This window comes from Salmonella sp. SA15303 (genome assembly GCF_029962125.1).
GTDB classification, from domain to species: domain Bacteria; phylum Pseudomonadota; class Gammaproteobacteria; order Enterobacterales; family Enterobacteriaceae; genus Salmonella; species Salmonella enterica.
The window spans coordinates 73,712-87,381 of record NZ_CP123924.1; the positions used below are offsets into that span (position 1 = coordinate 73,712).

The 13,670-nt window shown below is 50.8% G+C and carries 14 protein-coding genes; 12 read left to right on the top strand and 2 right to left on the bottom strand.

The features are described from left to right. The first annotated feature begins 37 nt into the window (after positions 1–37). From QEN31_RS00365 to QEN31_RS00385, 5 genes are all read left to right on the top strand, one after another. Entirely contained in the window at positions 38–787 is a 750-nt protein-coding gene (locus QEN31_RS00365) for a PTS mannose/fructose/sorbose/N-acetylgalactosamine transporter subunit IIC (RefSeq protein ID WP_000380259.1), read from the top strand. Beyond that, on the top strand, positions 784–1,644 hold the full coding sequence (locus tag QEN31_RS00370; protein WP_001526325.1) for a PTS system mannose/fructose/sorbose family transporter subunit IID: 861 nt from the start codon (positions 784–786) through the stop codon (positions 1,642–1,644). The genes QEN31_RS00365 and QEN31_RS00370 overlap by 4 nt, the downstream gene beginning before the upstream one ends. A gap of 3 nt (positions 1,645–1,647) precedes the next feature. Beyond that, a complete protein-coding gene (gene dgaE, locus QEN31_RS00375) occupies positions 1,648–2,757 on the top strand; it encodes a D-glucosaminate-6-phosphate ammonia lyase (RefSeq protein WP_000188463.1) in 1,110 nt (369 codons plus the stop codon). Beyond that, positions 2,744–3,487, top strand: a complete 744-nt coding sequence (gene dagF, locus QEN31_RS00380) for a 2-dehydro-3-deoxy-phosphogluconate aldolase (protein WP_001186146.1) — start codon at positions 2,744–2,746, stop codon at positions 3,485–3,487. The genes dgaE and dagF overlap by 14 nt, the downstream gene beginning before the upstream one ends. 235 nt (positions 3,488–3,722) lie before the next feature. Continuing rightward, positions 3,723–4,664, top strand: a complete 942-nt coding sequence (locus tag QEN31_RS00385) for an Rpn family recombination-promoting nuclease/putative transposase (RefSeq protein ID WP_000749540.1) — start codon at positions 3,723–3,725, stop codon at positions 4,662–4,664. 42 nt (positions 4,665–4,706) lie between these two features. On the opposite strand, the gene QEN31_RS00390 is transcribed toward QEN31_RS00385, so the two are convergent. Then, the gene (locus tag QEN31_RS00390; RefSeq protein ID WP_001682335.1) at positions 4,707–5,609 is read right to left on the bottom strand and encodes an EamA family transporter; all 903 of its coding nucleotides are present in this window, start codon (positions 5,607–5,609) and stop codon (positions 4,707–4,709) included. A 508-nt stretch (positions 5,610–6,117) separates the two neighbouring features. On the opposite strand from QEN31_RS00390, the gene QEN31_RS00395 reads away from it, so the two are divergent. From QEN31_RS00395 to cigR, 5 genes are all read left to right on the top strand, one after another. Then, entirely contained in the window at positions 6,118–6,813 is a 696-nt protein-coding gene (locus tag QEN31_RS00395) for an MgtC family protein (protein WP_000392694.1), read from the top strand. Between the two features lie 219 nt (positions 6,814–7,032). Then, positions 7,033–9,759 (top strand): magnesium-translocating P-type ATPase, encoded by a 2,727-nt coding sequence (gene mgtA / locus QEN31_RS00400; protein WP_000131288.1) that lies wholly within the window; start codon positions 7,033–7,035, stop codon positions 9,757–9,759. Positions 9,760–9,780: 21 nt separating this feature from the next. Continuing rightward, complete coding sequence (gene mgtR / locus QEN31_RS00405; RefSeq protein WP_001082117.1) at positions 9,781–9,873, top strand: protein MgtR; 93 nt, start codon at positions 9,781–9,783, stop codon at positions 9,871–9,873. Between the two features lie 12 nt (positions 9,874–9,885). Continuing rightward, positions 9,886–9,972 (top strand): magnesium transporter protection protein MgtU, encoded by an 87-nt coding sequence (gene mgtU / locus QEN31_RS00410; RefSeq protein WP_252515021.1) that lies wholly within the window; start codon positions 9,886–9,888, stop codon positions 9,970–9,972. Between the two features lie 101 nt (positions 9,973–10,073). Beyond that, a complete protein-coding gene (gene cigR / locus QEN31_RS00415; protein ID WP_001065324.1) occupies positions 10,074–10,553 on the top strand; it encodes an anti-virulence regulatory inner membrane protein CigR in 480 nt (159 codons plus the stop codon). Positions 10,554–10,781: 228 nt separating this feature from the next. Here the strand turns inward: cigR and QEN31_RS00420 are convergent, their stop codons facing one another. Continuing rightward, positions 10,782–11,462, bottom strand: coding sequence for an isochorismatase family protein (locus QEN31_RS00420; RefSeq protein ID WP_000106461.1), 681 nt, complete (start codon positions 11,460–11,462; stop codon positions 10,782–10,784). Positions 11,463–12,245: 783 nt separating this feature from the next. On the opposite strand from QEN31_RS00420, the gene QEN31_RS00425 reads away from it, so the two are divergent. Continuing rightward, positions 12,246–13,103, top strand: a complete 858-nt coding sequence (locus QEN31_RS00425; protein ID WP_001278062.1) for a winged helix-turn-helix domain-containing protein — start codon at positions 12,246–12,248, stop codon at positions 13,101–13,103. Between the two features lie 10 nt (positions 13,104–13,113). Further along, a complete protein-coding gene (locus tag QEN31_RS00430; RefSeq protein WP_001653911.1) occupies positions 13,114–13,578 on the top strand; it encodes a membrane protein in 465 nt (154 codons plus the stop codon). Positions 13,579–13,670 lie beyond the last annotated feature (92 nt).

Sequence of the window (13,670 nt, forward strand, 5' to 3'; positions counted from 1 at the left end):
GAGGCAGCCTGAAGGATGAAGTGTATAGGATAACACTATGGATACCTTACTCTTTGCAAGCCTGATGGGGTTGTATTACTGGTTTGCCCGTTTACGCCTCGGCTACACCTTCTCCGCGATGCTGTTACAACCGGTGGTGATCGCGGTATTTGTCGGGCTTTTGCTTGGCAATATGCAGACTGCGATGATCATCGGCGCAGGGATGCAGCTCGTTTATTTGGGCGTGACCTCAACGCCGGGCGGCAACGTGCCGTCGGACCCGGCGCTGGCGGCCTGTATCTCCATTCCTATCGCGGTGAAGGCCGGTATGGACCCAAACCTGGCGATCGCGCTGGCAATCCCGTTTGGCGTGATTGGCGTGTTTCTCGATCAGCTTAGGCGCACGCTGAATGCTGCCTGGGTGCATATGGCGGATAAACACGCGGAAACGGCAAACATGGCGGGCATCATGCGTTGCGCCTTTCTTTACCCGGCATTGCTGGGGCTGGTGCTGCGCTTCCCGGTGGTTTTTGCCGCTAACTACTTTGGCCAGGATGTGGTGGAAAGTTTCCTTAAACTGATGCCGCACTGGTTAACCCACTCCTTTGAAATCATGGGCGGCATTCTGCCGGCGCTGGGCTTTGCCATCACCATTATGGTGATCGGTAAAAAGAGCCTGTTGCCGTGGTTTATCGGCGGGTTCTTCGCGGTGTTGTACCTCAAGGTCGACATCATGGCGATGGCCATCTTCGGCACCTGTGTCGCCTTCCTGATTAAAGGCCTGGCGAAAAATGAAGGAGCAGCATGATGAGCAGTGACGTAATGCAACATGAACTGGTTGAGCGCGCGCGGGAAAGCGGGGCGCTGACCAAAGCAGATATCACCAAAGCCTGGTTTATCTACTGGCTGGGCGCCGAGGTTTCCAGCTCCTATGAGCGCTTACAAAGCCTGATTTTCTGCGCCTCGATGACGCCGATCATCAAAAAACTTTACCCACAAAAAGAGGAGCAGGTAGAAGCGCTAAAACGCCACCTTAACTTCTTTAACTCCGAGCAGACCTTCGGCGCGGTGATTCAGGGCATCTCTATTGCCATGGAAGAACAAAAAACGCGCGGCGAGCCGATTAACGACTCGTCTATCACCGGCATTAAAACGGGCCTGATGGGGCCGCTTGCCGGGATGGGCGACTCGATTATCTGGGCGGCGGTGATGCCGCTGTTGATAGCGATCTTTATTCCGTTCGCGGCAAATGGCAGCGCGATGGGCGGTATTATCCCGCTGATTCTCTACCCGGCGATCACCCTGGCGATCAGCTACGGTATGGTCCACAAGGGATATACGCTGGGGCGTGATTCGATTATCGGCCTGCTGCAAGGGGGGCGAATCAAAGAACTGATCTACGGGGCCAACGTGCTGGGTTTGATCATGATGGGCGCGCTTTCCGCCAGCTACGTCAAAATCACCACGCCGTTAAAAATTAGCGCCTTGAAAGGATCTGAAGTGGTGGTTCAGCAGATCCTCGACTCTATCGCGCCGGGCTTACTGCCACTGGCGGCGGTATTCGCCATCTACTTCTATCTGGTAAAAAAAGGGCCGCGCTACACCACCATTTTGCTGTCGATTGTCGCACTGAGCATAGTCTGTTCGTTGTTGGGAGTGCTGTAAATCATGACGCCGAATATCTATCAACAACTGGGGTTGAAAAAGGTCATTAACGCCTGCGGCAAAATGACCATTCTGGGCGTCTCAAGCGTCGCGCCGGAGGTCATGCAGGCCACCGCGCGCGCGGCTTCCGCTTTCGTCGAGATTGACGCGCTGGTGGAAAAAACCGGCGAACTGGTATCGCGCTATACGGGTGCTGAAGATAGCTATATCACCTCGTGCGCCTCGGCGGGTATTGCCATTGCCGTCGCTGCCGCTATCACCCACGGCGATCGGGCGCGCGTCGCCCTGATGCCGGACAGTAGCGGTATGGCCAATGAGGTAGTGATGCTGCGCGGGCATAATGTGGACTACGGCGCGCCAGTCACCAGCGCCATTCGTCTTGGCGGCGGGCGCATAGTGGAAGTGGGGTCGAGCAATCTGGCGACCCGCTGGCAACTGGAAAGCGCCATTAACGAAAAGACCGCCGCGCTACTGTATGTGAAATCACACCATTGCGTACAGAAAGGCATGTTGAGCATTGACGATTTTGTACAGGTGGCGCAGGCCAACCACCTGCCGTTGATTGTCGATGCCGCGGCGGAAGAGGATTTGCGCGGCTGGGTGGCGAGCGGCGCGGATATGGTTATCTATAGCGGCGCGAAAGCCTTTAATGCGCCAACCTCCGGCTTTATCACTGGTAGGAAAACGTGGATTGCCGCCTGCAAAGCGCAGCACCAGGGGATTGCCAGAGCAATGAAAATCGGCAAGGAAAACATGGTTGGGCTGGTGTATGCGCTGGAGAATTACCACCAGGGCCAGACGACCGTGACCGCAGCACAGTTACAGCCGGTCGCGGAAGCGATTTCCGCCATCCATGGACTTTATGCCGATATCGAACAGGATGAGGCCGGGCGTGCAATCTGGCGTATTCGTGTGCGGGTGAACGCATCTGAATTGGGGCTGAACGCGCAGGACGTCGAAGCGCAGCTGCGCGGCGGCGAGATAGCGATTTACGCCCGCAAATATCAGCTTCATCAGGGGGTTTTTAGCCTCGATCCACGCACGGTAGCCGAAGGGGAAATGGCATTGATTGTGGCGCGACTCAGGGAGATTGCAGAACATGCAGCAGATTAATTTTTATCGTCAGCGGGTAGCGATTAACGTGCTGGCAAAGGATATCGCCAACGCGAAGGCTATCTATGAAGCCGCCGAAGGCCATGCGGTCATTGGCGTACTTTCCGCGCAGTTCGCTACGGTAGAAGAGGGCGTGCCGGAGGTGAAACGCTGGATGGCGGAGGTGCCGTCTATCTCAGTGGGTCTGGGCGCAGGCGACCCGGCGCAGTACTACAAAGCGGCGATGATTGCCGCCCATACTCACCCGGCCCATGTCAACCAGACCTTTACCGGCAGCGGCTTCGCGGCGGGCGCGCTGGCGGCGACGGGCGGCGAGCAAACGCATATCAACGCCCTGGTCAGCCCGACGGGAACGCCTGGCGAGGTGGTGATTTCTACCGGCGTCAGCAGCAGCCAGGGAACGCCAGCCCGCGTTTCCTGTGAAGCGGCGGTACGCATGATGCAGGATATGGGCGCACATGCGGCGAAGTTTTTCCCGATGGGCGGCGAAAAGTCGTTACCGGAATTATATGCGCTGGCGACAACCGCTGCCCGCCACGGCATGACGCTTATCGAGCCGACCGGCGGTATCTCACTGGATAATTTCGGTATTATCCTGCAAACCTGCCTGGAAGCAGGCGTGCCGCGCGTCATGCCGCATGTTTACAGCTCGATTATCGATCCGCAAACCGGCAATACGCGCCCCGAAGACATCATTCGGTTGATGGAGATAGTCAAAGCGCTGGTGTGAGATTTATCGCCGAAGAGCGCTGCGTTTACCTGGCCTACAGATGACGTGTATTTGTAGGCCCGGTTAGCGTTACGCTATCGGGCGATAATGCGTAGCAGGCTGGGCAAAAATGTACGTATTGCAGCCGTCAGTGATTCCCTTTCGAGCCTCCTCGCAGGGGTAAATTTTCCTGAATGCTGTCTGTATTTTTGGCGAGTACAGTGGCGTCATCTTATTCCTCAGGTGACGGATCGCCATGAAAAAAAGCCCCACGTCCACGCCTCATGATGCGGTATTCAAAACGTTTTTACGCCATCCGGATACCGCGCGGGATTTTCTCAATATTCATCTTCCCCATTCGCTAAGAATACGTTGCGATCTGACGACGTTGAAACTGGCGCCGGACAGTTTTATCGAGAAAAATTTACGCGCGTTTTATTCCGATGTCCTTTGGTCGCTAAAAACGTGTGAAGGCGACGGTTATATCTATGTCGTTATAGAGCATCAGAGTACGCCGGACGCGCATATGGCGTTCCGGTTAATGCGTTACGCCACTGCCGCGATGCAGCGCCATCTGGATGCTGGCCATAAAACGTTACCGCTGGTGATTCCCATGCTGTTTTACCATGGCGCGAAAAGCCCGTATCCCTTTTCGCTTTGCTGGCTGGATGAGTTTGACGATCCTGCGCTGGCGCGTCAGCTTTATGCGACGGCATTTCCACTGGTAGACATTACGGTGGTGCCGGATAACGAGATTATGCAGCATCGACGTATCGCGATGCTGGAACTGGTACAAAAGCATATACGTCAACGCGACCTGATGGGATTGGTCGAGCGCTTAGCGGTACTTCTGATTACGGGAAACGCTAATGACAGTCAGCTAAAAGCGCTGTTTAATTATTTGCTAATACAGCATGGCAGCACGCCTCGTTTTGGCAAGTTTATCCGCGAGGTGGCGCGCCGTGTTCCCCAACACAAGGAGAGATTAATGACGATCGTAGACAGAATACGTGAATCGGGGCGCAGAAAAGGTAAGCGTGAAGGCGTGCAACAAGGCATACAGCAAGGTATACATCAAGGTAAGCAGGAGGAAGCCTTGCGTATTGCGCATACGATGCTGGAACAGGGGATCGAGCGAGAGATGGTGCTGATGATTACCGGGCTTTCTGACGAAGAGATTAAGGCAAAGCGCCATTAAACTTTTCCCTCTTCCGCCCGGTCATCGTGATTATCAACGGCGTTAAGCGGCCCGCGCGCGTCGACGGGAATCGAGGGAGATCAGAATCACTGACGAGAGAATGAGCAGCGTGCCCAGCCAGTCCGGCAAGGTAAAACTAATCCCCAACAGCAGTAGCGACAGCAGGGCGCTGCTTAACGGTTCCGCGCAGCTTAAAATGCTGGCTTTGGGGCCACCAATCAGTTGCGCGCCTTTCAAATACAGGCTGAACGTCAGCGATGTACCGATCACCACCAGGTAGAAAAAGGCCAGAATCAGGCTGCCGCTCACCGCAAAGTGCGTTCCTTCTTTAGCGTAGAAGGGCAGCAGAATAAGGCCGCCAAAGGACATACTCCAGCCGACCACTGGCAGTGTGCCGTATTGGGCGATTAGCCTGGAAGGCCAGGTCGTATAAAAGGCGGCGGCAAATGCGGAGGCGATACCCCAGAACAGCGCGGCTGAAGAGATCGACAGCGATGTTGGATTGCCGTGAGTCACCAGTAAAAAGGTGCCGATAAGCGATGTAAGAATGGCGGTTAAGACCAGAATGCCTGGTCGTGTTCTTCGCGCTAATGCAAACCACGCTACAATAATGGTCGGCGATAAAAATTGCAGCACTGTCGCGGTGGCGGCATTGGATTTTTCAATCGTGAGCAGGAAGGTTAGCTGAACGGTGAGCGCGCCCACCACGGAGAAAATCAGCAGACTCAGGGCATCTTTGCGGTTTTTAAGAATTGAAAATATCTTATCGCCGTGCATAAAGGAGAAGGTCACCAGTATCAGCCCGGCGAATAACAAACGTATCATCGTCAGGAACTGTGACGACATACGGCTTTGCTCCATGATGTACTGCGCGCAAACGCCTGAACTCCCCCACAATACGGCGGCAATCAGGACGTTTAGCATCCCTTTTCTGGTGGAACCCATTTTTTCCTCGTCATGTTGTTTTATTTTTTTACGTGCAGGCATCATAACAGAGCTATCGCCGGTATTAAGCAGGAATTTATTGTTTAATGATTTCAGACGAGCTTGTTATCGACATAATATTGTCATTTTTTTGTCATAAGAAAAAATATCAAACAAACTTAAACAGAACGTCACTAAACCCGCCTTTGCACTTTACGGAACATATTGGCTGACTATAATAAGCGCAAATTCATGCAGGAGTAATATGTTGGACAGTCACTTTTACGTAAATCATCTGGCAAGTTAACGCACGCTATTCCTGCGCTGCTTGCCGAACCGGTGGGCAGCAATCTCCCCTTGTGACGATTGTCATCCCAATAATGTTACAACACGCGCATTGTCGCGAGGTAATCGTCATGTTCATGTTTAAACACGCTTTATTTCCTCCGCCGTTAACACGACGCTAATTGCCTCAGGGCAGAAATTTGTCGTGTGCTAAATATAGCACGTACTTATTCTTCCAGAAAAAATGGAGGAACGTATGTTAATGTTTCCTTATATTTTAAATTTACTGGCCGCTATGCTGTTGGGCGCGCTGATTGGCGCGGAAAGACAATGGCGTCAACGTATGGCGGGATTACGCACTAATGCGCTGGTGGCGACAGGCGCCGCCGTTTTTATTCTGAGCTCCATGACGACATCGCCAGACAGCCCCGGGCGAATTGCGGCGCAGATTGTCTCTGGGATTGGCTTTCTGGGGGCGGGCGTCATCATGCGCGAAGGGATGAATGTGCGCGGGCTGAACACTGCGGCAACGCTATGGTGTTCGGCGGGCATCGGCGTGTTATGCGGCTTAGGGCAGTTCAAAAATGCGCTGGCGGCGACGATCATTATTCTTTGCGCCAATATTTTATTGCGTGAAGCGGCGCAGCGTATAAATCAACTCCCAATATCCGCTGAGGGAGAAAAACGTTATATCCTGAAAGTAACCTGTAATAAAGAAGATGAGAGCGCGGTTCGTCAGTGGTTACTGAATATCGTAAAAGAGGCCGCGATCTGTTTACAAGGGTTAGGTTCGGTCCCCGCTCAGGAACAGGGCTATAAAGAAATTCGTGCCGAGCTCGTGGGTCATGCTGATTATCGTAAAACGCGAGAGCTGATTATATCCAGAATAGGTGATAACGATAATATCACCGCAATTCACTGGAGCATTGATAGTCAATAATAGTTTTTTATTCAATTGCAACATTACGCCAGGCGTATAAGGAGGGAATGATGGATATTCCCGAGTCGATAAAATAAAACCCACTCAAAATAGTGAGTAAGCAATAACCTTTTTTATGCATAGATAATTCTCCCGGGGCATTCACCTTCTAATCGTGAGTTTACTATTCCCCGGGCGTGATATGCAGGAAACACTACACCTTAATTTTGGGGATTCATCATGACTGACATGAACATTGAAAACCGGAAACTCAATCGCCCGGCGTCAGAAAATGATAAGCAGCATAAAAAAGTATTTCCGATCGAAGCGGAAGCTTTTCATAGCCCGGAGGAGACACTGGCGCGGCTGAACAGCCATCGTCAGGGCCTCACGATAGAAGAGGCCAGCGAACGGTTGAAAGTGTATGGGCGCAATGAAGTGGCGCATGAGCAAGTTCCTCCGGCGCTGATTCAGCTTCTGCAGGCATTCAATAACCCGTTTATTTACGTTCTGATGGCATTGGCAGGGGTTAGTTTCATCACGGATTACTGGCTCCCGTTACGCCGTGGCGAAGAGACCGATCTCACTGGCGTGCTGATTATTCTGACGATGGTCAGTTTGAGCGGGTTATTGCGTTTCTGGCAGGAGTTTCGCACTAACAGAGCAGCACAGGCGCTGAAAAAGATGGTTCGCACCACCGCCACGGTGTTGCGTCGTGGGCCGGGCAATATAGGCGCGGTGCAGGAAGAGATTCCCATTGAAGAACTGGTGCCGGGCGATGTGGTTTTTCTGGCCGCAGGCGATCTGGTGCCCGCCGACGTTCGACTGCTGGCGTCGCGCGATCTCTTTATCAGTCAGTCAATTCTTAGTGGTGAATCATTACCCGTAGAAAAATACGATGTTATGGCTGATGTGGCAGGTAAAGACAGCGAGCAATTGCCTGATAAAGATAAAAGCCTGCTAGATTTGGGCAATATCTGTCTGATGGGAACCAATGTAACCAGCGGCAGAGCGCAAGCGGTCGTGGTTGCGACGGGAAGCCGTACCTGGTTCGGCTCGCTGGCGAAATCCATTGTGGGTACGCGTACCCAGACGGCTTTCGATCGCGGAGTCAACAGCGTGAGCTGGCTGTTGATACGCTTTATGCTGATCATGGTGCCGGTTGTCCTGCTGATCAATGGGTTCAGTAAGGGAGACTGGGTAGAGGCTTCGCTGTTCGCGCTGGCAGTTGCGGTGGGGTTGACGCCGGAAATGTTGCCCATGATTGTCAGTTCCAACCTGGCAAAAGGCGCGATTGCGATGTCGCGGCGCAAAGTGATCGTCAAGCGCCTGAACGCTATTCAAAACTTCGGCGCGATGGATGTGCTGTGTACAGATAAAACCGGCACCTTAACCCAGGACAATATTTTTCTGGAGCATCATCTGGATGTGAGCGGTGTAAAAAGCAGCCGGGTATTGATGCTGGCCTGGCTGAATAGTAGCAGCCAGAGCGGCGCCCGGAATGTGATGGATCGCGCCATACTGCGTTTTGGCGAGGGTCGAATCGCACCATCGACAAAAGCGCGCTTCATTAAACGCGATGAACTGCCATTCGACTTTGTACGTCGCCGGGTATCGGTCCTGGTGGAGGATGCGCAGCATGGAGACAGATGCCTGATCTGCAAAGGCGCCGTTGAAGAGATGATGATGGTAGCCACCCATCTTCGCGAAGGCGATCGTGTGGTGGCGCTGACGGAAACACGCCGCGAGCTACTGCTGGCGAAAACCGAAGATTACAATGCGCAGGGATTCCGTGTATTGCTGATAGCGACACGTAAGCTGGATGGTTCCGGGAACAATCCGACATTAAGTGTGGAGGATGAGACCGAACTTACCATCGAAGGGATGCTCACTTTTCTCGATCCGCCGAAAGAAAGCGCCGGAAAAGCTATTGCCGCGTTGCGGGATAACGGCGTGGCGGTCAAAGTCCTCACCGGCGATAATCCGGTTGTGACGGCGCGTATCTGTCTGGAAGTGGGTATTGATACGCACGATATCCTGACCGGAACCCAGGTTGAGGCGATGTCAGATGCCGAACTGGCGTCTGAGGTGGAGAAACGCGCAGTATTCGCCCGGCTGACGCCGTTACAAAAAACGCGTATTTTGCAAGCGCTACAGAAAAATGGTCATACCGTTGGTTTTCTTGGGGATGGGATCAACGACGCGCCCGCGCTTCGTGATGCGGATGTGGGGATTTCCGTCGATAGCGCCGCCGATATTGCTAAAGAGTCATCAGATATTATTCTGCTGGAAAAAGATCTCATGGTGCTTGAGGAAGGCGTTATCAAAGGGCGGGAAACCTTTGGCAATATCATTAAATATCTGAATATGACCGCCAGCTCTAATTTCGGCAATGTTTTTTCGGTACTGGTAGCCAGCGCGTTTATTCCGTTTCTGCCGATGCTGGCGATTCATCTGTTGATCCAGAATTTGATGTACGACATTTCGCAGTTGTCGTTGCCGTGGGACAAAATGGATAAAGAGTTCCTGCGTAAGCCGCGGAAATGGGACGCGAAAAATATTGGTCGTTTTATGCTATGGATTGGCCCAACGTCTTCTATTTTCGATATCACAACCTTTGCGCTGATGTGGTACGTCTTTGCGGCTAATAACGTAGAGGCGCAGGCGCTCTTTCAGTCCGGCTGGTTTATTGAGGGTCTGCTCTCGCAGACACTGGTTGTGCATATGCTAAGGACGCAGAAAATACCGTTTATCCAAAGTCGGGCGACGTTGCCGGTATTATTGACGACCGGCTTGATTATGGCGATAGGCATTTATATTCCATTCTCACCTCTGGGCGCGATGGTTGGACTGGAGCCGCTGCCGCTGAGCTACTTCCCGTGGTTGGTGGCGACATTATTGAGCTACTGTCTGGTGGCGCAAGGCATGAAGCGCTTTTATATCAAACGCTTTGGCCAGTGGTTTTAATAATGTTTGAGGATCGCCCAGATGAATCGCTCACCCGATAAAATCATCGCGCTGATATTTTTACTGATTAGCCTGTTGGTGTTGTGTTTAGCCCTCTGGCAAATCGTTTTCTAACGAGGTGACGCCATGCAAAAAAGAGGGTTGGACAAAATTTTTTATCAGGTTGTCCTGATAGCAATCATCCTGATTTTACTGACTATCTGGATACGATAAGCTGCTGTTGGCGAGCCCCGCTTAAAATAAGAATCGATGTAGTTGTTCTTTTTATGGCGGGGCGCTATTTTCATGGTATCCCACATCAGAAGGGCAATATCATGAATAATCGTCGTGGTTTAACCGCCGTCCTGGCGACGTTGATTACGTTTTCCCTGAGCGCTACGCCTGTGCTGGCGAATCCGGGAAATGGTAATGGCGGCGGACATGGTAATAACGCGGCTAATCAGGGTAATAACGGTAACGGACATAAAGGAAATGCCGGGCAAAAAACGGAACACCGTAAAAATGGCGGTAAACCGGATCACGTCGAGTCGGACATTAGCTATGCTGTCGCCAGGCAACTGGCAGTGAATTTAGGGCTGACGGGTTATCAGTCTTTACCTCCGGGGATTGCGAAAAATCTGGCGAGAGGAAAACCGCTACCGCCGGGAATCGCTAAAAAAACGGTGCCGGCGTCTATGCTGGGACAATTACCTTATTATCCGGGCTATGAGTGGAAAATCGTTGGGGATAATCTGGTGCTGATCGCGCTCAGTACCGCGGTGGTCACGGCGATTATTAATGGCGTATTTGATTAAGAGCCTATCCCACCAGGCGTTATTGGCGCAGCCAGTTTGGACACGGACAGCGCGCAAAAACCGGAGCGTACACGTAGTACGTGAGGTTTGACTCGCTACGCTCGCCCTTCGGGCCGCCGCAAGCGGCGTTCAAAACGCTAACGCGTTTTGGCGAGCACTGCCCAGGTCCAAAATGGCAAGTAAAATAGCCCCATTAAATGGGGCTATTTAGCCTCTTCAGGGCGTTATTTATGCGCGTTGAGAATCCAGCAGTTCATTATTTTTTACTACTTCCTGCGCTTTGGTATAACTTTCAATCAGTAGCTGATAAGCCGGGAATATTTTGGTATATACATCCGCCCATTCTGCGGCATCTTCCCGATTCCAGGTACGTTGCAGCTCAGAGGCTACCGCCGCGGTATCCATTGGTACTACGCCCGCCTGCACCACGCGGGCCATCGTAATTTCCTGTGCCATTTTACTGTACGTACCGGAGGCATCAATTACCGCAAATACCTTGTACCCTTCCGCGACGGCGCTGATGGCTGGAAAAGCCATACAGACACTGGTAATAGTGCCAGCGATGATCAGCGTTTTACGGCCTGTCGCTTTTACCGCTTGTACAAAATCGGCATTATCCCAGGCATTAATTTCCCCTTTACGCGCGACATATTGCGCGTGGGGCGCATTCGCATGGATTTCCGGAATCAGCGGACCATTCGGTCCCTGTGGTACGGATGCGGTAGTAATGACCGGCATATTGCATAAGGTGGCGATCTTAGCCAGCGCCGCGGCGCGCGCGCGTAATTCCGGCATCGGCATGTCGCCGACGGTCTGAAACAGGCCACTTTGGTGATCAATCAGCAGCATTACTGCGTCGTTAGCATCAATGGCAGGGCGTTGACCGTTAAAATTCGCGGGTGTAGACATAATTCATTCCTTGTTGTTGCCTTTCACTGATAGTCACTATCAGTGTTAAAGTCATTAATCGCCGGGGCGATTTCCGTTTTTAAGCTGATGACAGTAATCCGTTGCCGATTCTGGATTAACCTGTTGAGTTCTTTCTGAAGGAATATTCATCGGCATCACCTTCAGTCGATTTACTTTCACGCGAATTTGTTATCACAACAATATTCATATTATGAATAAATGTTTTTATTTTACATGTCAGAGAGGATTATTGATTGAAAAAACAAACTATGCCCCTACAAATTGTTTCTGATAGATAGTTTTAAAATTATTTGGTATAAATTTGAAATATGTTGGTTAAGGATTAACTTATTTATATTTAAATAACATAAAGCACAGCTTAAATATTAAGTGGGAAGCGTGCTTTTATTAAGTATGGCTACTGTAACTCTTAATAAATTGGAAACTATCCCTATATAACGAGTGCTGCTTTTTGGGATATTACAAGCCATTATAGGAACACATTGAATAAAACCTTGTCTTTCATGTGGGGTAGATTATCAGGATATTTTTTCTCATGATTTATATATAAGATATTAAAGCGTAGTGGCACAGTAAATTTGGCCACTTGATTAAAGGTGATATTCTCACCTCAATACAAAACAGGAGACTTAACGAACAAGAAAACCAAACGTACTTTCACCCCTGAGTCTGCTATAATGAGAAAAGCGGTGTCTACGCTTACCTGTTAATGTCTTATGCCTCTCGCTCTTCTATATGATCGGTATGTGCAGGGGACAATCCATGTCCTGCTACGCAGCCACAGCATCAGACTATACTCAGTGGTGTCTATTAACCCTCTCCAACTACGTTATGTTTTGGCATGGTAACAATGCGATGTTATGGATAATTAACGATAATATTGAATTTAATCCAGAAATGAATCGCCTGGCTTCATTATCGAGGCCAGATCTCAACATTATTCTGACAACGCCCGCCAGCCGCTGCTTGCGCCTTCTGCTGGAAAACGCCCCCTCCGTCGTCTCACAACAAACATTCTTTCAAAAAGTGTGGGAAGAAGACGGCATGGTGGTGTCGGCAAATACGCTTTATCAGAATATCTCCATTATTCGCCGCGGATTACGTACCGTTGGCGAAAATGAAGATACGCTGATAATCACGGTTCCGCGTAGAGGCTTTCAGATTGAGCCAGGTGTGAGCCTCATGACCATCCGCAAAGACTTCGCTCAGGCAATAGAAAAAAAGGGTGAGACGCCACCGCGTATGTCAGGGCGTTGGTTTAAACATTATGTACCTGTACTTTGGATGACCGGGACATTTGCTGTCGGTATTTTGCTTGGCACTATAAGCTGGCAAACCGTTCCCGATAAGGATTTTTACGATCGCTACACGCTGGTTGAAACAACTCAGGGCTGTCATTTTTTCTCGCGGAATGAAGATATCGAAAGCGGCAGCCGCTTTGCAAGCTATAAGTCAATGATTCTAAAAACCGGTATGGATTGTCAGAAATACCCATGGGTCTATTTCCCTTCCAGCAGTCGCACCCCAGCGGTTACGGCATTGATTTGTCAGCAACCTTATAAAACGCGCGGTGATACAGGCTGCGTGACGCTTTTTTTCCGCGGGGTGACACATGGGTAAAAAGGCACTGATGTTAGCCTGCCTGACGCTACTGTGTCTGGGTGTAGGGCTTGGACATCTTTTTCATTTGTATACGGAAAAGAACCGGGATCCAGAGAAATGTACGGCGCCTGTGATTGTGTTTTATAACAACACTCAGGCTAACCTGACGCTGGATTTTATGTATTCGCTGAAAAAACGCACTGGGGTGGTTTCCATCAGCGGAACATATTACGTCGATAATAAAATGAGCGGCGTGATCCGCCGTGATGTTTCCTATGTATGGAGTGAAAATAAAGACAGCACCCATTTTATATCGACGGATATCAACAAAGTCACGCGTGACGAAACACTGTCCGATGCGGTTATCGAGACGGTTTTACCCGATTTTTATGTCTATCCAGGGAAAAGTATCAGTTACACCATCCTGACTCAGGGCCATCGTGGCTTTATGTTCACCATCGGGAAACGCCCGATATTTTTCTGTACGCATTAAGCTTTTTTGGGAGCCGTTCATGAAACCTATCAGCCAAATGAAAGCGTTTCCGGGTAAAAGCCGCTGAAGATCAGCGGCTCTGTTGTTACCTG